This window comes from Burkholderia sp. Ax-1720, assembly GCF_011753035.1.
In the GTDB taxonomy this organism is placed as follows: Bacteria; Pseudomonadota; Gammaproteobacteria; order Burkholderiales; family Burkholderiaceae; genus Burkholderia; species Burkholderia gladioli.
The window spans coordinates 20,912-47,478 of record NZ_VWWK01000042.1 but is presented as its reverse complement, the minus strand read 5'-3'; the positions used below and the strand labels follow the sequence as shown (position 1 = coordinate 47,478).

General features: G+C 65.4%; 18 protein-coding genes. 11 read left to right on the top strand and 7 right to left on the bottom strand.

Translation table 11 applies throughout. The features are described 5' to 3' along the window. The 5 genes from F3J18_RS15340 to F3J18_RS15320 all read left to right on the top strand — a co-directional run. Positions 1-1,107, top strand: a 1,107-nt coding sequence (locus F3J18_RS15340) for a fructose-specific PTS transporter subunit EIIC (protein ID WP_240156397.1), incomplete at its 5' end; no start/stop codon positions are given. Positions 1,108-1,381: 274 nt separating this feature from the next. Beyond that, complete coding sequence (locus F3J18_RS15335) at positions 1,382-2,803, top strand: MFS transporter (protein WP_025101093.1); 1,422 nt, start codon at positions 1,382-1,384, stop codon at positions 2,801-2,803. Positions 2,804-3,229: 426 nt separating this feature from the next. Continuing rightward, positions 3,230-4,876 (top strand): beta-N-acetylhexosaminidase, encoded by a 1,647-nt coding sequence (locus tag F3J18_RS15330; protein WP_166913243.1) that lies wholly within the window; start codon positions 3,230-3,232, stop codon positions 4,874-4,876. A gap of 100 nt (positions 4,877-4,976) precedes the next feature. Beyond that, entirely contained in the window at positions 4,977-5,699 is a 723-nt protein-coding gene (locus F3J18_RS15325) for a hypothetical protein (RefSeq protein WP_166913242.1), read from the top strand. 71 nt (positions 5,700-5,770) lie between these two features. Next, positions 5,771-6,250 (top strand): nuclear transport factor 2 family protein, encoded by a 480-nt coding sequence (locus F3J18_RS15320; protein ID WP_166913241.1) that lies wholly within the window; start codon positions 5,771-5,773, stop codon positions 6,248-6,250. Between the two features lie 167 nt (positions 6,251-6,417). Here the strand turns inward: F3J18_RS15320 and F3J18_RS15315 are convergent, their stop codons facing one another. Further along, positions 6,418-6,759, bottom strand: coding sequence for an ArsR family transcriptional regulator (locus tag F3J18_RS15315; RefSeq protein ID WP_025101097.1), 342 nt, complete (start codon positions 6,757-6,759; stop codon positions 6,418-6,420). 78 nt (positions 6,760-6,837) lie between these two features. On the opposite strand from F3J18_RS15315, the gene F3J18_RS15310 reads away from it, so the two are divergent. The 3 genes from F3J18_RS15310 to F3J18_RS15300 all read left to right on the top strand — a co-directional run bounded on the left by F3J18_RS15310 (position 6,838) and on the right by F3J18_RS15300 (position 9,529). Beyond that, complete coding sequence (locus F3J18_RS15310; protein WP_025101098.1) at positions 6,838-7,737, top strand: hypothetical protein; 900 nt, start codon at positions 6,838-6,840, stop codon at positions 7,735-7,737. Between the two features lie 166 nt (positions 7,738-7,903). Next, positions 7,904-8,134, top strand: a complete 231-nt coding sequence (locus F3J18_RS15305; RefSeq protein ID WP_013689413.1) for a hypothetical protein — start codon at positions 7,904-7,906, stop codon at positions 8,132-8,134. 249 nt (positions 8,135-8,383) lie between these two features. Further along, positions 8,384-9,529 carry a DUF2827 domain-containing protein gene (locus F3J18_RS15300; RefSeq protein ID WP_096752548.1) on the top strand — a complete coding sequence of 382 codons (1,146 nt, stop codon included), beginning with the start codon at positions 8,384-8,386 and terminating at the stop codon, positions 9,527-9,529. A 72-nt stretch (positions 9,530-9,601) separates the two neighbouring features. Here the strand turns inward: F3J18_RS15300 and F3J18_RS15295 are convergent, their stop codons facing one another. Further along, complete coding sequence (locus F3J18_RS15295) at positions 9,602-10,483, bottom strand: AraC family transcriptional regulator (protein ID WP_166913240.1); 882 nt, start codon at positions 10,481-10,483, stop codon at positions 9,602-9,604. Positions 10,484-10,723: 240 nt separating this feature from the next. Between F3J18_RS15295 and F3J18_RS15290 the strand changes: the two genes are divergently transcribed. Then, positions 10,724-11,566, top strand: coding sequence for an oxidoreductase (locus F3J18_RS15290; RefSeq protein WP_166913239.1), 843 nt, complete (start codon positions 10,724-10,726; stop codon positions 11,564-11,566). 116 nt (positions 11,567-11,682) lie between these two features. On the opposite strand, the gene F3J18_RS15285 is transcribed toward F3J18_RS15290, so the two are convergent. Further along, positions 11,683-12,729 carry an aldo/keto reductase gene (locus F3J18_RS15285; RefSeq protein ID WP_025101101.1) on the bottom strand — a complete coding sequence of 349 codons (1,047 nt, stop codon included), beginning with the start codon at positions 12,727-12,729 and terminating at the stop codon, positions 11,683-11,685. A 114-nt stretch (positions 12,730-12,843) separates the two neighbouring features. On the opposite strand from F3J18_RS15285, the gene F3J18_RS15280 reads away from it, so the two are divergent. Then, on the top strand, positions 12,844-13,767 hold the full coding sequence (locus F3J18_RS15280) for a LysR family transcriptional regulator (protein WP_025101102.1): 924 nt from the start codon (positions 12,844-12,846) through the stop codon (positions 13,765-13,767). A gap of 31 nt (positions 13,768-13,798) precedes the next feature. Here the strand turns inward: F3J18_RS15280 and F3J18_RS15275 are convergent, their stop codons facing one another. Genes F3J18_RS15275 through F3J18_RS38660 form a run of 4 tightly spaced genes read right to left on the bottom strand, consistent with a single transcriptional unit; the run spans position 13,799 to position 18,237 of the window. Further along, positions 13,799-14,332 carry a DUF4019 domain-containing protein gene (locus tag F3J18_RS15275; RefSeq protein WP_025101103.1) on the bottom strand — a complete coding sequence of 178 codons (534 nt, stop codon included), beginning with the start codon at positions 14,330-14,332 and terminating at the stop codon, positions 13,799-13,801. A 49-nt stretch (positions 14,333-14,381) separates the two neighbouring features. Beyond that, positions 14,382-15,533 carry a DUF2827 domain-containing protein gene (locus F3J18_RS15270; RefSeq protein ID WP_025101104.1) on the bottom strand — a complete coding sequence of 384 codons (1,152 nt, stop codon included), beginning with the start codon at positions 15,531-15,533 and terminating at the stop codon, positions 14,382-14,384. A gap of 23 nt (positions 15,534-15,556) precedes the next feature. Further along, positions 15,557-16,705, bottom strand: a complete 1,149-nt coding sequence (locus F3J18_RS15265; protein WP_013689421.1) for a DUF2827 domain-containing protein — start codon at positions 16,703-16,705, stop codon at positions 15,557-15,559. Next, the gene (locus F3J18_RS38660; protein WP_345892520.1) at positions 16,702-18,237 is read right to left on the bottom strand and encodes a YadA-like family protein; all 1,536 of its coding nucleotides are present in this window, start codon (positions 18,235-18,237) and stop codon (positions 16,702-16,704) included. Before F3J18_RS38660 ends, F3J18_RS15265 begins: the two co-directional genes overlap by 4 nt. Between F3J18_RS38660 and F3J18_RS38655 the strand changes: the two genes are divergently transcribed. Beyond that, positions 18,128-26,509: a hypothetical protein gene (locus tag F3J18_RS38655; protein ID WP_345892519.1), complete on the top strand. Its 8,382-nt coding sequence runs from the start codon at positions 18,128-18,130 to the stop codon at positions 26,507-26,509. The two genes, F3J18_RS38660 and F3J18_RS38655, sit on opposite strands and share 110 nt — an antisense overlap. The last annotated feature ends 58 nt before the right edge of the window (positions 26,510-26,567 follow it).

Below are 26,567 nucleotides of genomic sequence, written 5' to 3'. Positions count from 1 at the left end.
GCCGCGCCGGGCGCCGCGTCCGCGGCCGGCGCCTCGCTGGCCGACCAGGCCGCGGCGGCCAAGCAGGCCCGCAACGCGAAGGCGCCCGGCGCCTATCGCCACCTGATGACGGGCGTGTCCTTCATGCTGCCCTTCGTGGTGGCGGGCGGCCTGCTGATCGCGCTGTCCTTCGCGCTGGGCGGCATCTACGCCTTCGACGACGCGCACAAGGGCACGCTGGCCTGGTCGCTGTTCCAGATCGGCGCGAAATCGGCCTTCGCGCTGATCGTGCCGGCGCTGTCGGGCTATATCGCCTACTCGATCGCGGACCGGCCCGGCATCGCGCCAGGCATGGTCGGCGGGATGCTGGCCGCGAGCCTCGGCGCCGGTTTTCTCGGCGGCATCGTGTCGGGCTTCCTGGCCGGTTACGCGGCACTGCTGATCAATCGCCACCTGCGGCTGCACCGCAACCTGGAAGGGCTGAAGCCGGTGCTGATCATCCCGCTGCTGTCGACGCTGATCGTCGGCCTGCTGATGCTCTACGTGGTGGGCACGCCGGTGGCGGCCGCCCTGCATGCGCTGGAAGGCTGGCTGCGCTCGATGCAGTCGGGCAGCGCAGTGGTGCTCGGCGCGATCCTCGGCGGGATGATGGCGGTGGACATGGGCGGCCCCGTCAACAAGGCCGCCTATGCCTTCAGCGCCGGGCTGATCGCGAGCCAGGTCTATACGCCGATGGCGGCCACCATGGCGGCCGGCATGACGCCGCCGCTGGGCATCGCGCTGGCCACCTGGCTGTTTCGCTCGCGCTTCGGCGTCGAGGAGCGCGAGGCCGGCAACGCGGCCGCCGTGCTTGGCATCGCCTTCATCACCGAGGGCGCGATTCCGTTCGCGGCGCGCGACCCGATGCGGGTGATTCCGTCGTGCATCGTCGGCTCGGCGATCACCGGCGCGATCTCGATGGCGGCCGGCGTCGAGCTGAAGGTGCCGCACGGCGGCATCTTCGTGCTGCCGATCCCGAACGCGGTCACGCACCTGGGCACCTACACGCTGGCGATCGTGGCCGGCACCGTGGCGACGGCGCTGCTGATCGGCCTGCTGAAGCGGCCCGCGCCGGCGAAGGCCGCTTGAGCGATCCGGCGCGGCAGGGCGCGACGCGCCTGCCGCGTTCGGCGCGTTCGGCGCGTTCGGCGCGTTCGGCGCGTTCGGCGCGTTCGGCGTGTTCGGCACGCTCGGCGCGCTCGGCGCGCTCGGCGCGTTCAGCGCGTTCAGCGCGTTCGGCGCGCTCGGCACGCTCGGCACGCTCGGGCCGCCCGGCCAGCCGGTACAATGCGCGACGGACCGGCCGCCGCCGCATCGAGGCGAGCCGGTCGCGACGACAAGACCGCACCGGAGACACGCCGCCATGGCTTCCACCGATCGACCCTCATCCACCGCCTTCACCGCCGCGGCGCCCATCGACGCCGGCGCGATCGCGGCGCGCCTCGACCGCCTGCCGCCCACGCGCACCGTCTGGAAGCTGGTCGCGCTGCTGAGCCTCGGTTTCTTCTTCGAGCTCTACGACCTGCTCTACAGCGGCTACGTCGCGCCGGGCCTGGTGAAGAGCGGCATCCTCTCGGCCTCCACGCATGGCCTGTTCGGCACCACGGGGGTGGCGAGCTTCATCGCCGCGCTGTTCGCGGGCCTGTTCATCGGCACCATCTCCTGCGGCTTCCTGGCCGACCGCTTCGGGCGGCGCGCCGTGTTCACCTGGTCGCTGCTCTGGTACACCGCCGCCAACATCGTGATGGCCTTCCAGGACAGCGCCGCGGGCCTGAACTTCTGGCGCTTCGTGGTCGGCCTCGGGCTCGGCGTGGAGATGGTGACGATCGGCACCTACATCTCCGAGCTGGTGCCCAAGGAGATCCGCGGTCGCGCTTTCGCCTGCGAGCAGGCGGTCGGCTTCTGCGCGGTGCCGGTGGTGGCCTTCCTCGCCTACCTGCTGGTGCCGCATGCGCCGCTCGGCCTGGACGGCTGGCGCTGGGTGGTGCTGATCGGCGCGCATGCCGCGATCTTCGTCTGGTGGATCCGCCGCGCGCTGCCGGAAAGCCCGCGCTGGCTCGCCCAGCAGGGCCGCCTCGAGGAAGCCGACCAGGTGATGCGCGAGCTGGAGCGCAAGGTCGAGGCCGAATACGGCCGGCCGCTGCCGCCGCCGGGCCCGAGCGAGCCGGTGATCGCGCGCGGCAGCTTCCGCGACATGTGGGTGGCGCCGTATCGCAAGCGCACCGTGATGATGACGATCTTCAACGTGTTCCAGACCGTCGGCTTCTACGGTTTCGCGAACTGGGTGCCGACCTTGCTGATCAAGCAGGGCATCACGATCACCACCAGCCTGATGTATTCGAGCGTGATTGCCTTGGCCGCGCCGATCGGCCCGCTGATCGGCCTGGCGATCGGCGACCGCTTCGAGCGCAAGAGCGTGATCGTGGCGATGGCGGGCGCGGCGATCGTCTGCGGGCTGCTGTTCAGCCAGAGCGGCACGGCCGGCGTGCTGGTGCTGCTCGGCATCGGCCTCACGCTCGCCAACAACATCATGTCCTACAGCTTCCACGCCTATCAGGCCGAGCTGTTCCCCACCGCGATCCGCGCGCGCGCGGTGGGCTTCGTCTATTCGTGGAGCCGCTTCTCGGCGATCTTCACCTCGTTCGTGATCGCCTCGGTGCTGAACGGCTTCGGCACGGCCGGCGTGTTCGCCTTCATCTCCGCCGCGATGCTGATCGTGATGGCCTCGATCGGCCTGATGGGCCCCCGCACCAAGGGCATCGCGCTCGAGAAGATCTCGCACTGAAGGCGGGACTTCCTGCTCCCGGTGGTCAATCCGGGCACGATGCGCGAGCATTGGCCCGGAGCCGAAACATAATGTCGTTGCCCGCCGCCCGGCGTGCCGAATCCCGCGGCGCGCCGGGGCGGCGCCGACCTTCCTCGCTTGCCGGCCGTGCCGTCGATTTTTCATTGCCAATGAAAAACGAAGCGTGTACGTTACGCTGGTATCAAACTGGTACGAGCCATTCGCGGGCCAGGATTCGCGGGCCGCGGCTGTCGTATCCAGCCTGTTTCTCCGTCGAAGCAAGCCACGCGTGATGCCGATGGGAAGCGATTTTCGCTGGTTGTGAATGCACTCGAATTGCTTCGCATTGCGAAGTAGTGCGCGCGAACGAAGCCACCTCGAAGCGTGGCCGTCGCCTCCATGAACCTGAGAGAGAGGGAAGGTCCGATGCGTATTCCGCGTTCGATGACATCCTGGCTGTCGATGCTGCTGGCCGGCGGTCTGGTCGCGCTCGGCGGCCAAGGCGCGGCGCTCGCCGCATCCGGCGCGAGCCGGCCGGCAGCGGCGGCCCCGCTGGCCTGCAGCGAGGCCGAGCTGGGCCAGGCGCCGGCCGGCGCCAATGCCAAGCCGATGGTGATTCCCACCTTGCGCGACTGGACCGGCGGCAACGGCACGCTGAGCTTCGACGCCGGCAGCCGGATCCTGGTCGACCCGGCCGACGCGGCCGCGCTCGCGGATACCGCCACGCAGTTCCAGGCACAACTGAAGACCGTGTCCGGTCTCGCTCTTCCGATCGTGAGCCGGGCCGCCACGCCGGCCGCCGGGGACATCGTGCTGAGCCTCGCGCCTTGCGGCGCGAGCGCTGCCCAACTCGGCGAGGAGGGCTACAGCCTCGATCTGGAGGACCACGCGGTGCTGCGCGGCAAGGGCGCGGCTGGCGTGTTCTACGCGACGCAGACGCTGCTGCAGATGCTCTCGCTGGACGGCGCCGCCGCGGGCGCGCATTTGCGGGTGACGCGTGGCTTCGCGGTGGACGTGCCGCGCTACGCGGAGCGTAGCATCATGTTCGACGTCGGCCGCAAGTACGCGAGCGTCGATTTCCTCGCGGCCTACCTGCGCTTCATGGGTTGGTACAAGCTCAACACGCTGCACCTGCACCTGAACGACCAGGCCAAGGCGAAGGACGGCAGTTGGGGTTTGCGCGCCTTCCGCCTGAAGAGCGACAAGCCGGAATTCGTCGGCTTGGTGCCCGCCGATGGCCTGGTCTACACGCGCGACGACTGGGACAAGCTGGAGACGATCGCCGCCGCCCATCACGTGCGGATCGTGCCGGAATTCGACACGCCGGGGCATGCCGGCGCCTTCGCCGCGGCCAATCCCGCGATCGCCTATGTCGGCGATACGCCGCCCGGCGGCACCATCGATCCGACCAAGCCGGCAACGCTGAAATATGTCGAATCGGTGTTCGGCGAATTCCTGCCCTGGTTCCGGTCCTCGATCGTGCATATCGGCGGCGACGAGGTCAATGTCAACTCGGGCAGCATCACCACGGCGAGCCAGGTCGACTACCTGAACCAGCTAGGCAGGTTCCTGCAGTCGAAGCACAAGCGCGTCGAGATGTGGGGCGACGCGAGCTACCTGCCGCGGCTCGACAAGTCCTTCATCATCCAGCGCTGGATCAACTGGGGCAGCGAGGCCTCGATCAACTGGGCGGACAAGGGCTACCAGTGGACCGAATCCTACGGCGACTGGTACATCGTGCCGTTCGGCCCGAGCTACTTCAATCCGGACGGCATCAAGGGCGACACGCTGTACGCCAAATGGAGCCAGGCCACCGGCGCCAACGCGCCGAGCGGCGGCCAGATCGCCGTGTGGAACGACAACGCGCTGCTGGACAGCTATACCTGGGAGCGCAAGGTGAACGACCTGCTCAAGGATGCGGTGCCCGCCGCCGGCCAGGTGTTCTGGCGCGGGCAGGCGCATGACGCGCAGGGCCAAACCGTCGACTACGGCGTGCTGCGCCGAGCGGTGGCCACGCTGCAATACGGGCCCGACGTCACGAGCTTTTCCGACTCGCCGATTCCGGCCAGGTAGCGCAACGGCGCGCCGCATGGCGCCAGACCGAAACCGGAGCGCCCGGCGGCAAGGCGCTCCGGCGGATCGAATCCCCTCCGTCCTCACCGAGCCCGAACCCATGACCGCCAATACATCCGCGCCGCTCGACGCACTCGCCGCGACCCGCGTCAGCGGCCGCGACCTCCTCGTGATGCTCGACGGCGAGCACGGTTACGAGGCCCATCAACTGGCCAGCCGCCTGGGCGTGACCACGCCGCGCGTGAAGATCCTGCTGGGCCGCCTGATCGCCGAGAGCCTGGTGGTCGTGCGGCGCGACAAGCTCGATTCCGCGCGTCACGCGCGGATCCGCTACTACGCCAGCGACAAGGCGCGTTCGCGTCGCGCCGAGCTGATGCCGCCGCCGCCCGCCGAGCACGACGCGCAGCAGGCGAGCGCCCATGCCGAGCAGGCACGGCAACGGCGGCGCGCGCGTGCCGACGAAACCTATCGACGCGACCTGGTCGCGCTGCTGGCCTGCATGACGCCGGGCGTGCCGCACAGCGCGGCGGCGTTGGCCAGGACGCGGAAGTCGAGCGGGCCGCGCGTGGTGGCGCTGATGCAGCAGCTGATCGCCGATCGCAAGGTGGAAGCGGTCACGCGGATCTGCAAGGGCGGTGCCTCGCGCTACGTCTACTACGTGGCCGGCAGCCGGCCCGAGGAGGGCGCGGCGAAGCCTCAACGGCAGGCGGACGGCACGCCGCCGCGATCCATTTTCGAGCGGCCCGAGTTCGACGCGGAATATGGCCGCGCGCTGGGCACGCTGCGCGAACTGAGCCAGGCGCAGCGTTGCCGCCGCAGCTGAGCTCGATGGCGGGCGGCTCGCCGCTGGCGCGCGGTGCACGTATATTCCGGTTTTCTGCCGAGGAGATTCTCATGCGACGTATCCCGCGCTTCCTGTCCGCTGCCCTGATCGGCTGCGGCCTGCTGGTTTCGACCGTCGCCGTGGCGGCGCAACCGGCGGCGCCCCGCAACCTGGCCGAGGAGGAGGGCAACCGCCGGCTCGTGATCGACTTCTACGAGCGCTTCTTCAACCAGCACGACGTGCAGCATGCCGCCGCCGTGGTGGCGCCCGACTACCGGCAGCACAATCCCGGCGTGCCGGACGGCAAGGCGCCGTTCGTCGAGTTCTTCACGGGTTATTTCAAGGAGCACCCTCGATCGAGGGCGAGGATCGTGCGCAGCGGCAGCGCCGGCGACCTGGTGTTCCTGCATGTGCATTCGACCGACGGGCCGGCCGATCGCGGCCAGGCCGTGGTGGACATCTTCCGCGTGCAGGGCGGCAGGATCGTCGAGCACTGGGACGTGATCCAGGACGTGCCGGCCGAATCGGCCAACGGCAACACGATGTTCTGACCAGCGGCCGCGTGCCCCCGGCCAGGCGCCGGGGCGACGCGGCCATCGCGATCGATCGAATCGATTCATGCCTCGATCGATGCGCCGACGCGGCCAGCCCGGCCGCGTCGCATTCTTCCTTCCCTTCTTCGGCTCGAGCGAGCCGCCGCGCCGCGCGTGACGCCGCGCTATCCCGGCTTGCCGCCGAGCCCCTTGAGCCCCTGGATCACCACCATCAGCGCGCGGCCGTGCTCGTCCGAGCCGTCCCAGGCCTCGACGATCGCCTCACGCAGGCGCTCGTCGTAACTGCCGGTGCGCATGCCCGAGGCAGGGGCCTCCATTCCGTAGAAAGTGCATAACTTGATGAATGGTTCGCTGCGACGAAGACGCTGCCCATCGGACAGGCGAAGCCGCGACACGGTAGGCTGGCTGACGCCGCAAAGCCGCGCTATCTCGCTGGATGAGCGCGGATCTCCACGAAGCTTGTCGAGCAGCTCCTGAACGGAAAAATTGGTGTCTGGGGCTTCCATGTCATGCATTATAACTATACAGTAGCGCTTATTGAAATGCCCCATCGCAAGATCGGGCCGCGGTACCCGAGAGAGTTGATGACACTGAAACACCTGCCCCCGACGTTTTGCTGGACCCGGATCGGCGCCGAATTCGGCGAGGATCTCTCGACCACCGTGCTCCGCAAGGAGTGGGAGCGTCGGCTCGGCGGCGGGCGGTTTCTGTGGGGCATCGGGCAGTCGCTGGGCAGCAGCGTGCAGGTGGCCGCGCATCGCGCCGGTTCGCTGGTCGCGCTGTTCACGCCGGTGGTGAGCCGCGCGCCGGTGGTCAACCCGGGGCGCATGCTGCTCTGGAACGCCTGGGTCGATGCCGGCGGCCAGGTGCGCCAACTGCCGCCCTACAGCTTCATCACCAGCCGCGCGACGCTGCCTTCGGGGCGCCGTCGCGAGCAGCACTACGCGCTGGTCTGCGCCTCGGCAGCGCCGCTCGGCGTCGGCACGCGCCTGCGCGTGACGCCCGAGAACCTGCGCAGCGCCGTCACCGGCAAGCCGCTCGGCGCGGCGCAGTCGGCGGTGGTGGTCGATTGCGTGGCGCGCACGGCCGAGCCCGGCGCGCGCAGCTATCCGGTCGCGCTGTCGGTCGAGCTCGACGCGCCCTACACGGTGCGCCTGGCCGAGCCCTCGGTGATCAAGGCACGCGATCTCGCGCGCGTGAACAAGGCCGCGCGCGACGGCGATTTTGAAACCTATGTCGAGTTGGTCGGGCGCCTGCGCGGGCGTTCGGCCGAGGCACAGTCGCGCGGCTTCACGCGCGACCTGTTCGACTTGCCGGCGGTGGAGCCGGCGGCCGTCTACACGGATTTCGTGAAGCGGCTGCGAGCCCGCCCGCCGGCCGAACATGCGCGCGGTATCACGCGCGACCTGTTCGAGCTTCCCGCGCCCGATCCGGAGCCCGCATTCGGCACGCCTGGCCATGGCCAGGGCAAGCTGCTGCTCTAGCGTCGAGCGGCCTGGCCGCGCGATCGAATGACGGACCGGTCCGGAAGTCGCTTCCGCTGCCGCAGCCTTCGGGCGCGGCGCGGCGAGCGGGATTGATGCCCGCGGGCGTTCCTCCCTGGACGCCCGCCGCTGGCTTGCCGACGGGCGAGCCCGAGGAGGACGGTTGATGGCTCATGGTGCTCATTCGCGCGAGGCGCTTGCCGCCCAGCGTTACGTCGAGGCGACGCGCAACGTCGATCTCGCTTTCCGCGCGGTGCGCGGCGATCAGGAGGAGGGCGCGCGAAGCGCCGAATACGCGGCCGCGCAATCGCGGCTCGACCACGCGCTGGACGAGCTGGCCCGCGCGCAGGAGTTGTTCGATACGGCCGTCAACGTGCGCGGCACCCGGCATTACTGATCGGCAGGGCGGGGCACGAACGAAGGCACGCGGCAACGCTCGCGCGCCTCGCCATGCCATCGAGCAACCGGGCTTCCGGGCGCGGCTCGTGCCCGGGCGGCCGGCGGCGTATCCTGTGACCATTTATGACAGTCCAGGCGCGGCGGCTCGGTTAGACTGCGGCCCTGAACCCAGGCCAGTGCGCGGCCGGCCATGCAGCGCCGGCATTGCGTGCGCGCCGCACCGCGACATCTTTTTCGCCCGCCCATAATGACTGCTCCTGTCGATTTGAACGGCCTGCGTATCGGTATCACGATCGGCCTGCGCGAGCCGAACGAAAGCCTCTGGATCAACGGCATCAAGCAGAACGCGCTCTATCTCGCGAAGCTGCTGATGAAATCCTCGCGCGGCTATCGCGTGACCCTGGTCAACACCACCGACGTCGCGCTCAGCGACGCGCTGCCCTGGGATCGCAGGATCTTCGAGACGCGCAGTTTCACCGAGATGAAGGATTCGCTCGACGTGCTGATCGAGCTGGGCGGGCAGATCGACGGCGAGCAGACCGCCTACCTGAAGGCGCGCGGCGTGAAGATCGTCAGCTACTGCTGCGGCTTCGAATACATCCACGCCACGCAATCGATCCTGTTCGGCCGCAAGCTGTGGGACACGCTGTTCATCAATCGCGGCTACGACGAGATCTGGGCGATCCCGCAGATCGCGCCGTCCTCGCTGCCCTTCCTGCAATCGCTGCGGCGCTGCCCGGGGCGCGTGGTGCCCTTCGTCTGGGATCCGATGTTCCTCACCGAGCGCGCGCGGCCGCTGCGCGAGAACGGCGAGTACCGGCCCAGCGGCCAGGCGGCGAAACGCCTGACGGTGATGGAGCCGAACCACGACGTGGTGAAGTTCTGCCTCTACCCGATGCTGATCATCGACGAGGTGTTCCGGCGCGACCCCGAGGCGATCTCGTTTACGCACGTCACCAATGCCGAGCACATCGCGCATCACAGCCAGGAGTTCGTGATGCTGATGAATTACCTCGAGATCGTGCGCGCCAGCAAGGCCAGCTTCGTCGGTCGCTACGACACGCCGATGTTCCTGGCCGAGTTCACCGACGTGGTGGTCTCGCACCAATGGGAAAACCCGCTCAACTACTTCTATTTCGACGTGGCCTGGCAGGGTTATCCTCTGGTCCACAACGCGCACCTGGTGCAGGACCTCGGCTACTACTACCCCGAGAACGACGTGCAGGCCGGCGCCGGGCTGCTCGCGCGCGTGCTGCGCGAGCACGACGCCGACTGGGAGCACTATGCGCGGCGCCAGCGTGAACTGCTGCGCCGCTATACCTCGAAGAACCCGGCCCTGGTGGCCGACTACGACCTGCTGCTCGCCAACCTGGTGAACGGCTCGGCCGCCTGAGGCGAAGCAGGGCGGCCATCGCCGGCCGCCCTCGTCATCCCCGTTGCTCCTTTCCCCCGCTATCGCCCGTTGTTATCGTCCATTGGCGAGCCGCGCCGTGTCGCTCGCGGGCGGCGCGCCGAACAGGCGCTTGTAGTCGCGGCTGAACTGCGACTGGCTCTCGTAGCCCACCTTCAGGCCGATCGCCCCGGCGCCTTCCCCTTCCGAAATCAGCATGCGCCTCGCCTCGCGCAGGCGGATCTGCATCCGGTACTGGATCGGCGTCATCGAGGTGAGGTTCTTGAAGTGGCGATGGAAGGAGGTGACGCTCATGCCGGCCAGCTCGGCGAGCGCCTCGATGCTCATCGGCTCGGCATAGTGATGCTTGATCCAGTCCGTGACGCGGCCGATCTTCGCCACGTGCGAGCTGTTCAGCGCGAACTGCGTGAGCGTCTCGCCGAGCGCGCCCGTCAGCAGGCGGTAGTAGATCTCGCGCACGATCAGCGGCGCCATGAAGTCGATCTCCTCGGGATGGTCGAGCAGCCGCAGCAGGCGCGAGAAGGGCTCGAGCAGCGCATCGGTCATCGGCGCGGCCGCCAGCGCGGCCGGCGAGGCGGTGGCCACCGGTTCGGCCGCCACGCGCTGCAGCACCTCGGCGAGCAAGGCGCGATCCAGGCTCAGCGTCAGCGCGAGATGCGGGCGGCCGTCGGGCGTCACCTCGATCTGGGTGGTGACGGGGATGTTGACGGTCACCAGCAGGAAGTTGGCCGGCGTGGCGCGGAACGACAGCTCGCCGAGCGCCACCGACTTCGCGCCCTGCACGATCAGCAGCAGGCGCGGGTTGTAGAGCGCGCGATCGGGCGGCGTGGTGCTGGTCATGCGGAAGATCGTCAGGCCAGGGATGGGCGTGGCCTGGTGCGGCGAGGCGCAATGGCGTTCGATCGCATCGCGTATCGGGTCGAGCAAGGGGTCCATGGTCGTCTCCACTGGGGCCTGGCGAGCCGGCGCTCGTTTCGGCGGATCGCGTCACCCTAAGGCATTCGGCAGGATCGTGCAACGGCGCGGCCGATGCTTCGTGATCCTGCCGATGCGATTGGCAGGATCGCGCAAAAGATTGGTGCGATCTCGCTGGCGCCGCCGGCGCGCCGCGGCGCAACATACGTCTCATGCAGCCGGGCTGCCGGCTGTCGATCCGATCTTTCCCAAGGAGTGGTGATGAAGAAAGAAGACGTCTGGTTCATTACGGGATGTTCGACGGGTTTCGGCCATGAACTGGCCCGCCAGGTGCTCGAGCAGGGCGGCCGCGCGGTGCTGACGGCGCGCGATCCGGGCAAGCTGGCGGCGCTCGCCGCGCCGTATGGCGAGCGCGCGCTGGTGCTGCCGCTCGACGTCACCGACGAGGCCACCATCGGCCGGGCCGTGGCGGATGCCGAGGCGAAGTTCGGCCGCATCGACGTGCTGGTCAACAATGCCGGCTACGGCTATTTCTCGGCGATCGAGGAGGGCGAGGACGCCGAGATCCGCCGCCAGTTCGAGACCAACGTGTTCGGCCTGTTCTCGCTGACGCGCCACGTGCTGCCCGGCATGCGCGCGCGCCGGCATGGACACGTGGTCAACGTATCGTCGATCGGCGGGCTGATGGCCTTCGCGGCGACCGGTTACTACCATGCCTCGAAGCATGCCGTGGAAGGCTTCTCGGAGTCGCTGGCGGCCGAGGTCGGGCCGCTCGGCATCCACGTGACGATCGTCGAGCCGGGGCGCTTCCGCACCGACTGGGCGGGCCGCTCGGTGATCGAGTCGAAGATCGTGATCGACGATTACGCGGAGACGGCCGGCAAGCGCCGTGCCCAGGCACGCGCCTATTCGGGCACGCAGCCGGGAGACCCGGTGCGCGGCGCGGCGGCGATCATCCGCGCCGTGGAAGCCGAGCATCCGCCGCTGCGCCTGCTGCTTGGTTCGGATGCCTATCAACTTGCGCAGACCAAGCTCGAATCGCTGCGCAGCGGGTTCGAGCAGTGGAAGGATCTGACCCGGAGCACCGACTTCCCGGCTGCCTGACGAGGGCTGGCTGACCCCGGCTTCGCGCCGACGGCAAGCGACACGGGCCGGCGCCGCTTCACAGCGGCGCCGGCCCGTTTTCACGAGAGCCGCCCGAGGTCGGCCCCGCTTTTCGTTCAGGCCTTCGGCTCGAACGGCTGCGGCACGCGATGGACCGCCTGGCGCGACAGCATCCAGCCCGGATACTCGGGCGCCAGCGCGCTGGCCTCGTCGAGCTTGGCGAGGTCCTCGGCGTCGAGCTTCAGCTTGACCGCGCCGAGGTTCTGCTCGATCTGTTCGAGCCGCTTGCCGCCGACGATCACCGTCGTCACGAAGGGCTTGGCGAGCACATAGGCCAGCGCCACCGCGGCCACGCTCGCGCCGTGCTTCTCGGCGATCGGACGCATCGCGGCCACGCAGGCCCAGGCGCGATCCTTGTCGACCGGCGGGAAATCGAAGGTGGCGCGGCGGCCTTCGTTGTCGTTCGAGCCCGGGCCGTACTTGCCCGACAGCAGCCCGCCCGCCAGCGGCGACCAGACCATCAGGCCGACCTTCTCCTCGTTCATCATCGGCACCATCTCGCGTTCGAGGTCGCGGCCGGCGATCGAGTAGTAGGCCTGCACCGATTCGAAACGCGCGTAGCCGTGCCGCTCGGCCACGCCGAGCGCCTTGGCGATGCGCCAGGCCTGCCAGTTCGACACGCCGATGTAGCGGACCAGGCCGCGCGAGATCAGGTCGTCGAAGGTGCGCAGCATTTCCTCGATCGGCGTGACCGTGTCGTTGGCGTGGATCTGGTAGAGGTCGATGTAGTCCGTCTGCAGGCGCTCGAGGCTGGCCTCGATCGAGTTGATGATGTGCACGCGCGAGGTGCCGCGATCGTTCGGGCCGCTGCTCATCGGGTTGTACAGCTTGGTGGCCAGCACCACGTTCTTGCGCGGTACCGACAGGTTCTTCAGCGATTGGCCCAGCATCTCCTCCGATTCGCCGAACGAGTAGATGTCGGCGGTATCGATGAAGTTGACGCCGGCGGCGAGGCTGCGCTCGACGATCGCGTCGGCCGTGGCCTGGTCCATGCCGGCGATGTTGCCCCACATGCCGTCCTGGCCCGAGCGGCCGAAGGTCATCGTGCCGAGACAGATCTCGGACACGAACAGTCCGGTATTGCCAAGCTGGTTGTAACGCATCGTGTTCTCCGTCGTTCAGCCGGCGGCGCCGGCCGTGAGTCGCTCACTATGCGCCCCCGGCTCGATGCGATAAAGTGCGCCAATCTGAACGCACTGTTATTTTCAAACATCACAATGCAGAACCTGGATGCGCTGCGGATCTTCGTCAGGGTGGCCGAGATGGCGAGCTTCACGCGTGCCGCGGAAAGCCTCGGCATCCAGAAGGGGCGCGCCTCGAACACGGTGCGCGCGCTGGAGGCGGAGATCGGCGCGCGGCTGCTGCATCGCTCCACGCGCACCGTGCAACTGACCGAGGACGGCCACGCCTTCTACCAGCGCGCCCAGGACCTGCTGGCCGATGCCGAGGCGCTGCAGTCGATGTTCACCAGCGAGCACGACGTGCCGCTGCGCGGGCGCCTGCGCGTGGACCTGCCCAGCGAGATCGCGCGCAGCGTGCTGGTGCCGGCGCTGCCCGGGTTCATCGCGATGCATCCGGAACTGGCGCTGGAGGTGTCGAGCACCGACCGGCGCGTCGACCTGATCCAGGAGGGCATCGATTGCGTGCTGCGGATCGGCGGGATCGTCGACGAATCGCTGGTGGCGCGGCGGCTCGGCAGCCTGCGCATGGTGAACGCGGCGAGCCCTGAATACCTCGCCCGCCATGGCGTGCCGCGCAACCTGCGCGAACTGGCCACCCAGGGCCATCGGCTGGTCAACTACACCATGAGCTTCGCCAACCGGCCGACCGTGTGGGACTACGTCGAGCGCGGGCGGCCCGCCACGCTGGCGCTGCCTTGCGCGCTCAGCGTCAACAGCGTGCAGACCTATCACGCGGCGGGGCTGGCCGGCATCGGGCTGATCCAGGCGAGCCGCTGGCGGCTGCTGTCCTACCTGGAAAGCGGCGAGCTGGTGGAGGTGCTGCCCGAGTATCGTCCGGCCTCGCTGCCGGTCTGGTTCGTGGTGGCGCACCGGCGCAACCTGTCGCGCCGGGTGCGGGCCTTCATGGACTGGATCGAGGCGCTGCTGAAGCCGCACTTCGACGGCGAGGAGGAGGCCTGAGCAGGCCCCCCGGTCGTGAGGCGCCGCGGGCTTACTGGCTGCCCGGAATCGGCCCTTGCGCGACGCGCGGCACGTAGCCCGTCAGGTGCCAGCGGCCGTCGTTCTCGAGGCGGAAGCTGACCTTCTCGTAGACCACCTTGCCCGAGGTCTGCGTGGTGGCGTAGTCGACGTTGGCATAGAGGCCGTCGGGCACGTCCTTGGCGCCCGTGTAGATGATGCGCGTGACGGCGGCCCAGCCGCGGCTCTTGATGGCACCGACCAGTTGACGCGACTGGCGCGTGTCGTCGGAGAAATGCTGCTCGTCGTAGCGCTGCTTCACGAACGGCGCCACGTCGGTGTAGAGGTCGTGGAAGCGGCCCGTATCGATCATCTGGAGTGCGAAGTCGGCGTTGCGCAGCAGCTCGTCGGCCGAGGTACCCGCGTTGACGGGCGCGAGCGAGAGCGTCGGCGCATTGCCGGCTGCCGCGGCGGCCGGCGCCGGCGTCTGGGCCTGCGCGAGCTGGGCGAAGGCGGCGAGGGCGCCGAGCGTGGCGAGTGTGGCGCAGCGGACGAAGATCGATTTCAAGTGGCCTCCGGGTTCGAAGTCGATGTGGCGAGTTGGCTAGGGCGCTGCCTCAGCGATAGAGCGCGGCCAGCGCTTCCGTGTAGGCGGCGACGTTGTCCGGGTTGTGGATGTCGACCGAGTGCAGCAGATGGGCCGCGTGCTCGCGGTAAGCCTCGAGGTTCGCGTCGTGCTCGCGGAACGCGCGCAGCAACTGGCGGCCGCCTTCCTCGCAGTCGAAATCCGGGTAGTAGTAGCCGCAGGGGCCCAGGAAGGGCGAGTTGTGGACCAGCGGGTAGCCGCCGTACAGCAGTTCGTAATAGAGGTAGTTCTGGGCGTTTTCCCAGGTATGGGAGATCACCACGTCGCCGTGATGCGACATGAACTCGTAGATCGCGAAACGCCCCTCGAAGGTCGCCAGGCTGTGGTTGACGATGTCGAGGCTGCGCGCGAAATGCACGAAGGTCGTGTGGTCCTTCATGTGCAGCGTGTTGCACACGCGCACGAACTCGACGAAGGCGGGCTGCTCGCGATAGGCCGCCTCGGCGATCAGCATCGGGATGATGCTGGTCTTCACCATGCAGATATTCGGTTCGAACATCGTCACGCGCCAGCGCGAACGGCCCGGCTGGTAGCCGTAGGAACGGCCTTCCTCGAGCTGGTTGCGCGCCTTGTCGAACAGCATCGGATGCCAGATGTGCGGCACGATCGTGACCTCGCGGCGCAGGCCCGATTCGAGGTAGTGGCGGCACGAGTGTTCGAACTCGGGGATGGTCCAGACGCCGTCGTAGCGCGCGCCGGAAAACAGGAAGCCCGAGGGTTTGTCGAACATCGCGCGCTCGATGTCGATCACGTAGTCGTTGCCCACGCGCATCGTCACCACCTTGCCGCCGCGCTCGCGGAAGGCCGCGATCCAGTTCGCGTTGAACTGCGCGCTCATCTCGATCAGCACGTCGCAGCGCGTCATGGCCTCGTCCATCGAGACCAGCGGCACCTGCCACTCGTCGAGCATCATCTGCGGATCGGCGGATTCGTTGTTGCCGCCGTTCACCATCAGCACCTCGCCGACCAGCGGCGACTGGCGCAGCAGCAGCACCAGCAGCAGGCAATTCTGGAAAATCCCGTTTTCCCACAGCGACTGGCCGGCGCCGCGCACATAGAGCGAGACGCCCACGACGAGACGCTTGCCGCCGTTCGGAAGATCACGGACGGGAATATCGGACATGCAGGTTCTCCCGCGGAAATCGGTCAGGCCAGGAGGCGCTCGACGTAGGCGTCGAGGTTCGCCGGATTATCGATCGACACGCGCTGCAGCAGGGCGTTTGCCTTCGCGCGGTAGCTGTCGAGGTTGGCGTCGTGCTCGCGCCAGGCCTGGTGCAGCACGCGCCCGCCCGTGGCCGAATCGAACTCCGGATAGTAGTAGCCGGCGTCGCCCAGCATCGGCGAATTGTGGATCAGCGGATAGGCGCCGTACAGCACGTCGTAATAGAGGTAGTTCTGCGGGTTCTCCCACTGGTGGGAGATCACCGCGTCGGTGTGCTGGGCCAGGAACGAGGGCAGCTCGACGCGCGGCTCGAAGGTGGCCTTGTGGTGGCGCACCAGGTCGAGGCTGTTCGCGAAATGCACGAAGGTGCTGTGCTCCTTCATGTGCATCGAGTTGATCACGAACATGTGCTTCACCGCATCGGGCTGCGCGCGGTAGAACTCGTCGGCGACCAGCATCGGGTAGTGGCAGCTCTTCACCACCGAGATGTTCGGTTCGAGGATCGCGAGCCGCCAGTCGGTGCGGCGGCCCGCCTGGTAGCCGAACTGGATGCCTTCCTGCGCGAGCGCGGCGATGCGGCGATCGACGAAATGCGGCGACCAGATATGCGGCATGGAATAGACCGGCGCGCGCATCAGCGTGCGCAGCAGCGGCTTGGCCGTCTTGTCGTCCTTGGGCAGGATCCAGACTTCGTCGTAGGGGCCGCCGTTGAAGATGTGGCCCGACGGCTGGTTGAAGATCGGCGTTTCGCAGAGGCCGGCGTAGACATTGCCGACGAAGCACATGATCAGCTTCTTGCCCAGCGTCTTCATGTACTTGAGCCAATCCACCTGCAACTGGGCGCCCATCTCGATCACCACGTCGAGCTGGTGCGAGACGTCGCGCGGATTGACCAGTTCGACGTCGAGTCCGCCGAAATCGAGGCCGGTGGGGATCTGCTTGGCATCCCCGCCGTTGAGGAAATAAATCCGGCCGATGCGGCCGGATTTGCGGAGCATCATCGCCAGGAAGGCGATGTTCTGATGAATACCGTTTTCCCAGATCGCCTGGCCGTCTCTCGCGAACAGCGAGATGCCGACGGTCAGGCGCCTGTCAGGTTCCCCCGCGGGGGACGATGGCAAGGATTCGATCACCAGCTGTATCCATATCCGACACCGTACGTCTTGTTCTGGCCCGAGACGCCGATGCCCAGTTTCAGAATGCCGTTGGTCGTCACGTGCGCGCTTGCGCCGAACGCCATGCCGGACTCGCCGGCGAAGCGCGCGACACCGATCGCCATGTTGACGGTCTTGCCGGGCTCCACCTGCGGCAGCATCGTCAGCGCCGTGGCGGCGGCGATCCCCTGCCGTGCCATCTGGTTGGTCTGCTGGACCGCCTGCTGGGTCTGCGCGAGCTGCGAACCGAGCAGGTTGAGCTGGCTTTGCTGGCCGGAGAAGGATTGTGACATAGAAGTCGACAGCGCATTCAACTGGTTGAGGTTGACTGCGTCCGTGCCTTCCGTGCCCGCCGCGACGTTGGTGATCTGGCGTTGCTGGGTCGAGCTGCCGACCGACACCACGTTGGATCGGCCGCCATCGGTCGAGCCCTGGCCGAGCGCCACCGAGTTCGAGCCGGCGCTGACCGACGGCGCCTGCGCGCCCGGCGCCGACATGTCGGCCGCGTAACCGCCGGCGCTCAGCGAGCGCGTGGTGTTGTTGGCCGCCGTGGTGGACAGCGAGGCCACCTGGGAGCTGACCGTGCCGAGGCTCGAGGACAGCGAGGTGACCGAGTTGTTGGTCGACGACAGGCTGGTGGACAGCGAGCCGATGCTGGTCGAGGTGGCGGTCGACAGCGACGTCACGCTGCTGCTCGTGTTCGACAGGCCGGTGGACAGCGAGCCGGTGGTGGTCGAGGTCGAGGTGGACAGCGAGGAGACCGAACTGTTGGTCGTGGACACCCCCGTCGAGAGCGAGCTCAGCGAGGTGGAGGTGGACGAGGACAGCGCGTTCAGCGAAGTCGAGGTCGAGGTGGACAGCGAGGCCACCGAGCTCGAGAACGCGCCGGCCGCGCTGCTCAGGCTGCTCGACAGCGAGGCCACCGCTGCATTGGTCTGGAACAGCTGGCTGCCGTTTACCGCGTCGGTGCTGGTGGCCGAGATCCGGCCGGCGGCGAGGCCCGTCAACTGCCGTTCGAAACCGGGCGCGCCGATGTTCACCGTGCCGGCCGGGTTGCTGCCGGCGAAGTTGCCGAAGGTGATGCCGCCGACCGTCGCCGAAATCACCGGCACCGCCGTGGTGGTGATCGAACCGCTGCCGATGGCCACCGAGTTGTCGATGTTCGCGACGGCGTTCGGGCCGATCGCGACGCTGTCCACGCCGGTGGCGATCGAATCCGCGCCCGTCGAGTTGGTGTGGAAGTACTTGATGCCGTTCGAGTTGATGCTGTCGAGCGCATCGCCGACGTTGTTGACGTTCGCGGTGGTGCCGTTGGCCTTGTAGGTCGTGTAGGTCGGTGCCGTCAGCGTGCCGGTGGCCGGGTCGTAGGTCGAGCCGCCGCCCAGTGCCGAAGCCACGCTGTTGCCGATCTTGCCCGACGAGTTGGCGATCGAGCTGACCGAGGTCGACAGCGAGCTGACGCTCGACGAGGTGGACGTCGACAGCGAGGCGACGTTGCTGTTGGTCTGCACCAGGCCGGTGGACAGCGAACCGGTTGCCGTCGACAGGGAGCCGATGCTGCTGGTGGTCGAGGACAGACCGGTGGACAGCGAGCCGATGCTGGTCGAGGTCGAGGACGACAGCGAGCCGATGTTGCTGTTGGTGGAGCTGAGGCCGGACGACAGCGAAGAGACGTTGCTGTTGGTGGTCGAGAGTCCGGTGGAGAGCGAGCCGACGCTGGTCGAGGTCGAAGACGACAGCGAGCTGATGTTGCTGTTGGTGGAGCTGAGGCCGCTCGACAGCGAAGTGACGTTGCTGTTGGTGGTCGAGAGGCCGGTGGACAGCGAGCCAACGCTGGTCGAGGTCGAGGACGACAGCGAAGTGATGTTGCTGTTGGTGGAGCTGAGGCCGGACGACAGCGAGGTGACGTTGCTGTTGGCGGTCGAGAGGCCGGTGGAGAGTGAGCCGACGCTGGTCGAGGTCGAAGACGACAGCGAGCCGATGTTGCTGTTGGTGGAGCTGAGGCCGGACGACAGCGAGGAGACGTTGCTGTTGGTGGAGCTCAGGCCGGACGACAGCGAAGTGACATTGCTGTTGGTGGAGCTGAGGCCGCTCGAAAGCGAGGTGACGTTGCTGTTGGTGGAGCTGAGGCCGCTCGACAGCGAGGAGACATTGCTGTTGGTAGAGCTGAGGCCGGACGACAGCGAAGTGACATTGCTGTTGGTGGAGCTCAGGCCGGACGACAGCGAAGTGACGTTGCTGTTGGTCGAGCTCAGGCCGGACGACAGCGAGGTGACGTTGCTGTTGGTGGAGCTGAGGCCGGACGACAGCGAGGTGACGTTGCTGTTGGTGGAGCTGAGGCCGGACGACAGCGAGGTGACATTGCTGTTGGTGGAACTCAAGCCTGACGACAGCGAAGTGACGTTGCTGTTGGTGGAGCTAAGGCCGCTCGACAGCGAGGTGACGTTGCTGTTGGTGGAGCTGAGGCCGCTCGACAGCGACGAGACGTTGCTGTTTGTCGTCGACAGACCGCTGGAGACGGACGAGGACAGAGACGAGACATTGCTGTTGGTAGAGCTGAGGCCGGACGACAGCGAAGTGACGTTGCTGTTGGTGGAGCTCAGGCCGGACGACAGCGAGGTGACATTGCTATTGGTGGAGCTGAGGCCGGACGACAGCGAAGTGACGTTGCTGTTGGTGGAACTCAGTCCGGACGACAGCGAGGTGACGTTGCTATTGGTCGTGGACAGGCCGCTGGAGACAGATGAGGACAGCGACGAAACATTGCTGTTGGTGGAGCTCAAGCCGGACGACAGTGACGTGACATTGCTATTGGTGGAGCTCAGGCCGGACGACAGCGAAGTGACGTTGCTGTTGGTCGTCGACAGACCGCTGGAGACGGACGAAGACAGTGACGAGACATTGCTGTTGGTGGAGCTGAGGCCGCTCGACAGCGACGAGACGTTGCTGTTAGTCGTCGACAGACCGCTAGAGACTGACGAGGACAGCGACGAGACATTGCTGTTGGTAGAGCTGAGGCCGGACGACAACGAAGTGACATTGCTGTTGGTGGAACTCAGTCCGGACGACAGCGAAGTGACGTTGCTGTTGGTCGTCGACAGACCGCTGGAGACGGACGAAGACAGCGACGAGACATTGCTGTTGGTGGAGCTGAGGCCGCTCGACAGCGAGGTGACGTTGCTGTTGGTGGAGCTAAGGCCGCTCGACAACGAAGTGACGTTGCTGTTGGTCGTTGACAGACCGCTAGAGACGGACGAGGACAGCGACGACACATTGCTGTTGGTAGAGCTCAGTCCGGACGACAGCGAAGTGACGTTGCTATTGGTCGTGGACAGGCCGCTGGAGACAGACGAGGAAAGCGACGACACATTGCTGTTGGTGGAGCTCAAGCCGGACGACAGTGACGTGACATTGCTGTTGGTTGTCGACAGACCGCTGGAGACGGACGAGGACAGCGACGACACATTGCTGTTGGTGGAGCTCAGTCCGGACGACAGCGAAGTGACATTGCTGTTGGTGGAGCTGAGGCCGCTCGACAGCGAGGAAACATTGCTGTTGGTGGAGCTCAGTCCGGACGACAGCGAGGTGACGTTGCTGTTGGTGGAGCTGAGGCCGCTCGACAGCGAAGTGACATTGCTGTTGGTCGTGGACAGGCCGCTGGAGACGGACGAAGACAACGACGACACATTGCTGTTGGTGGAGCTCAGGCCGGACGACAGCGAAGTGACGTTGCTGTTGGTCGTCGACAGACCGCTAGAAACGGATGAAGACAGCGACGAGACATTGCTGTTGGTCGTCGACAGACCGCTGGAGACGGACGAGGACAGCGACGAGACATTGCTGTTAGTGGAGCTCAGGCCAGACGACAGCGACGTGACGTTGCTGTTGGTGGAGCTCAGTCCAGACGACAACGAAGTGACGTTGCTGTTGGTGGAGCTGAGGCCGCTCGACAGCGAAGTGACGTTACTGTTAGTCGTCGACAGACCGCTGGAAACGGACGAGGACAGTGACGAGACGTTGCTGTTGGTGGTCGACAGACCGCTGGAGACGGACGAGGACAGCGACGAAACATTGCTGTTGGTCGAGCTCAAGCCGGACGACAGTGACGTGACATTACTGTTGGTGGAGCTCAGGCCAGACGACAGCGAGGTGACGTTGCTATTGGTGGAACTGAGGCCGCTCGACAGCGAAGTGACGTTGCTGTTGGTAGAGCTGAGGCCAGACGACAGCGAGGTGACGTTGCTGTTGGTCGAGCTCAGGCCGGACGACAGTGACGTGACATTGCTGTTGGTGGAGCTCAGGCCGCTCGACAGCGAGGTGACATTGCTCGTTGTCGTTGACAGTCCTGTCGACAGTGATCCAACGCTTGTCGAAGTCGAAGACGACAAGGACGAAACAGTGCTGTTCGTGTTGCTTAACCCAGTGGATAGCGAGCCGATCCCCGTCGACAGCGAGCCAACACCGGTAGACAGCGAGCCAATCGTCGTGGAGAGCGAGCTGACGCCGGTCGACAGTGAACTGATACCTGTCGACGCTGATGTCGAAAGGGAGCTGATGCCTGTCGAAACCGAAGTCGATAAAGATGTGACGTTGCTATTGGTTGTCGACAGGCCACTAGAGACTGACGAAGACAGCGATGACACATTGCTGTTTGTGGAGCTCAATCCACTCGACAACGAGGTGACGTTGCTGTTGGTCGTTGACAGACCGCTAGAGATGGACGAGGACAGCGACGAGACATTGCTGTTGGTCGTCGACAGGCCGCTGGAAACGGACGAAGACAGCGAAGACACATTGCTGTTGGTGGAGCTCAATCCACTCGACAATGAGGTGACGTTGCTATTGGTCGTCGACAGACCGCTGGAGACAGACGAAGACAGCGATGACACGTTGCTGTTCGTCGTCGACAAGCCGCTGGAAACGGACGAAGACAACGATGACACATTGCTGTTGGTGGAACTGAGGCCGCTCGACAACGACGAGACATTGCTGTTGGTGGAGCTCAGGCCTGACGACAGCGAAGTGACGTTGCTGTTGGTGGAGCTCAGGCCTGACGACAGCGAAGTGACGTTGCTGTTGGTGGAGCTCAGGCCGCTCGACAGCGAGGTGACGTTGCTATTGGTAGAGCTGAGGCCGCTCGACAGTGAGGTGACGTTGCTGTTGGTGGAGCTCAGGCCAGACGACAGTGAGGTGACGTTGCTATTGGTCGTCGACAGGCCGCTGGAGACGGACGAAGACAACGACGACACATTGCTGTTGGTGGTGCTCAGTCCAGACGACAGCGAAGTGACGTTACTGTTGGTCGTCGACAGACCGCTGGAGACGGACGAAGACAGCGACGACACATTGCTGTTGGTGGAGCTCAGGCCGCTCGACAACGAAGTGACGTTGCTGTTGGTCGTTGACAGACCGCTGGAGACGGACGAGGACAGCGACGAGACATTGCTGTTGGTCGTCGACAGACCGCTGGAGACGGACGAAGACAGCGACGACACATTGCTGTTGGTGGAGCTCAATCCACTCGACAGCGAGGTGACGTTGCTATTGGTGGAGCTCAGGCCGCTCGACAGCGAGGTGACGTTGCTGTTGGTTGTCGACAGGCCACTGGAAACGGACGAAGACAGCGACGTCACATTGCTGTTGGTGGAGCTCAATCCACTCGACAATGAGGCGACGTTGCTATTGGTCGTCGACAGGCCGCTGGAGACAGACGAAGACAGCGATGACACGTTGCTGTTCGTCGTCGACAAGCCGCTGGAAACGGACGAAGACAGCGATGACACATTGCTGTTGGTGGAACTGAGGCCGCTCGACAACGAAGAGACATTGCTGTTGGTGGAGCTCAGGCCTGACGACAGCGAGGTGACGTTGCTGTTGGTGGAGCTAAGGCCGGACGACAGTGACGTGATGTTGCTGTTGGTGGAGCTCAGGCCGGACGACAACGAAGTGACATTGCTATTAGTCGAGCTGAGGCCGCTCGACAGCGAAGTGACGTTACTGTTAGTCGTCGACAGACCGCTGGAAACGGACGAGGACAGCGACGAAACATTGCTGTTGGTTGTCGACAGACCGCTGGATACAGACGAGGACAGCGACGAGACATTGCTGTTTGTGGCGCTCAGTCCAGACGACAACGAAGTGACGTTGCTATTGGTCGTCGACAGACCGCTGGATACAGACGAAGACAGCGATGACACATTGCTGTTCGTGGTGCTCAGTCCAGACGACAGCGAAGTGACGTTGCTATTGGTCGTCGACAGACCGCTGGAGACGGACGAGGACAACGACGACACATTACTGTTCGTGGTGCTCAGTCCAGACGACAGCGAAGTGACGTTGCTATTGGTCGTCGACAGACCGCTGGAGACGGACGAAGACAGCGATCCGACATTGCTGTTCGTGGAGCTCAGTCCAGACGACAGCGAAGTGACGTTGCTGTTAGTCGTCGACAGACCGCTGGAAACGGACGAAGACAGTGACGAGACATTGCTGTTGGTGGAGCTCAGGCCGCTCGACAGTGAGGTGACGTTGCTGTTGGTGGAGCTCAGGCCGGACGACAACGAAGTGACATTGCTATTGGTCGAGCTGAGGCCGCTCGACAGCGAAGTGACGTTACTGTTAGTCGTCGACAGACCGCTGGAAACGGACGAGGACAGCGACGAGACATTGCTGTTTGTGGAGCTCAGTCCAGACGACAACGAAGTGACGTTGCTATTGGTCGTCGACAGACCGCTGGAGACGGACGAAGACAGCGATGACACATTGCTGTTTGTGGAGCTCAGTCCAGACGACAGCGAAGTGACGTTACTGTTGGTCGTCGACAGGCCGCTGGAAACGGACGAAGACAGCGACGTCACATTGCTGTTGGTGGAGCTCAATCCACTCGACAGAGAAGTGACGTTGCTATTGGTCGTCGACAGACCGCTGGAGACAGACGAAGACAGCGACGTCACATTGCTGTTCGTGGAGCTCAGTCCAGACGACAGCGAAGTGACGTTACTGTTGGTCGTCGACAGGCCGCTGGAAACGGACGAAGACAGCGACGTCACATTGCTGTTTGTGGAGCTCAATCCACTAGACAGCGAAGTAACGTTGCTATTGGTTGTCGACAGGCCGCTGGAGACAGACGAAGACAGCGATCCGACATTGCTGTTCGTGGTGCTCAGTCCAGACGACAGCGAAGTGACGTTACTGTTAGTCGTCGACAGACCGCTGGAGACGGACGAAGACAACGACGACACATTACTGTTGGTGGAGCTCAGTCCGCTCGACAGCGAAGTGACGTTGCTGTTGGTCGTCGACAGCCCGCTGGAGACGGACGAGGACAACGACGACACATTACTGTTCGTGGTGCTCAGTCCACTCGACAGCGAAGTGACATTGCTGTTTGTCGTTGACAGCCCGCTGGAGACGGACGAGGACAGCGACGACACATTGCTGTTGGTAGAGCTCAGTCCACTCGACAGCGAAGTGACATTGCTGTTTGTCGTCGACAGACCGCTGGAGACGGACGAGGACAACGACGAGACATTGCTGTTAGTGGAGCTCAATCCACTCGACAGCGAGGTGACGTTGCTAGTGATCGTCGATAGCCCGCTGGAAATCGACGTCGCGCCCGAGGACAACGATGCCACCGTGCTGTTGGTGCTCGACAGTCCTGACGAAAGGGAAGTCACCGAGCTGGTGGTCGTGGACAACCCGGTCGAGAGCGATTCAACGCTGGTCGAAGTGGACGACGACAACGAAGCCACGTTGCTGTTGGCCGTCGACAAGCCGCTGGAAATCGAGGTCACGCCGGATGACAGCGAAGTTACCGAGCTATTGGTACTCGAGAGGCCGGACGACAGGGAGGTCACGGAGCTTCTGGTCGTGGACAAACCAGAAGACAGCGACGTGACATTGCTGTTCGTGGAGCTCAGTCCGCTCGAAAGCGAAGTGACATTGCTGTTGGCCGTCGACAGCCCGCTGGAAATCGAGGTCACCCCCGATGAAAGCGAAGTCACCGAGCTATTGGTGCTCGACAGCCCCGACGACAGAGAGGTCACCGAGCTGCTGGCGGTGGACAAGCCGGAGGAAAGCGAGCCGACGCTGGTCGAAGTGGACGACGACAACGAAGCCACGTTGCTGTTGGCCGTCGACAACCCGCTGGAAATCGAAGTCACCCCCGACGAAAGCGAAGTCACCGAGCTATTGGTGCTCGACAGCCCCGACGACAGAGAGGTCACCGAGCTGCTGGCGGTGGACAAGCCGGAGGAAAGCGAGCCCACACTGGTCGAAGTGGACGACGACAACGAAGCCACGTTGCTGTTGGCCGTCGACAAGCCGCTGGAAATCGAGGTCACCCCCGACGAAAGCGAAGTCACCGAGCTATTGGTACTCGACAGGCCCGACGACAAGGAGGTCACCGAGCTGCTGGCGGTAGACAAGCCGCTGGAAAGCGAGCCCACACTGGTCGAAGTGGACGACGACAACGAAGCCACGTTGCTATTGGCCGTCGACAATCCACTGGAAATCGAGGTCACCCCCGACGAAAGCGAAGTCACCGAGCTATTGGTGCTCGACAGCCCCGACGACAGGGAAGTCACCGAGCTGCTGGTGGTGGACAAGCCGGTCGAGAGCGATTCGACGCTGGTCGACGTGGACGACGAGAGCGACGCGACGTTGCTGTTGGCCGTCGAGAGCCCACTGGAAATCGACGTTACACCGGATGACAGCGAAGTCACCGAGCTGTTGGTGCTCGACAAGCCGGACGACAGCGAGGTCACCGAGCTTCTGGTGGTGGACAGCCCGGAAGACAGGGACGTGACATTGCTGTTCGTGGAACTCAGTCCCGACGAAAGGGAGGTGACGTTGCTGCTGGCGGTGGACAAGCCGCTGGAAAGCGAGCCGACGCTGGTCGAAGTGGACGACGACAACGAAGCCACGTTGCTATTGGCCGTCGACAAGCCACTGGAAATCGAGGTCACCCCCGACGACAACGAAGCCACATTGCTATTGGCCGTCGACAACCCACTGGAAATCGAAGTCACCCCCGAAGACAACGACGTCACCGAGCTATTGGTGCTCGACAGCGCCGACGAAAGCGAACCGATGGAGCTCGTCGTCGACGACAAGCCCGACGACAGGGACGTGACGCGGCTATTCGTGGTGGAGAGCCCGCTCGAGGTCGAGGTCGACAGGCTGGCGATCGAGCTGGTGGTCGTGCTCAGGCCGGTGCTGAGCTGCGAAACCGTCACGGCATCGGTCGGCGCCGAGCCGTCGGCGACATTGGTGATGCGCCGCAGCGCGGTGGCCGAGCCCACCGACACTTCCGAGGTCGGCGCCGCCTGGCCGGTCAGGAAACCGGTGGTGGTGGGCGCGGCCGCGGCGGTGGTGCTGCCCGAGCCGATCGCCACGCTGTTCGCATACTGGGCGGAAGCGTTGGGCCCCAGCGCCACGGCGAACTGGTCCGATGCGGTCGCTCCCGCCCCGGCAGCCAGCGCAGAGGTGGCTGTGGCGACCGAGAACCGGCCGATCGCGATCGAGCTTGTACCCGACGCGGTGGCGCCACCGCTGCCGGTGCTGTTGCCGCCACCGATCGCGACGGCACTGCTGCCGGTCGCGAGCGTGTCGTTGCCGATCGCGGACGCGCCCACGCCTTGCGCGTTTGAACCGGAGCCGACTGCAATCGCGCTCGAGGCAGTCGCCACGGCGTTGTGGCCGAACACGGTGGAAAACACGCCGGTGGCGGTGGCGCCGTTGCCGATGGCCATCGAGGTGGAGCCGGTGGCGGTCGAGCCGTAGCCGAGTGCCATCGAGGCCGCACCGGTCGACGTCGCATTCGAGCCGAGTGCGATCGAAC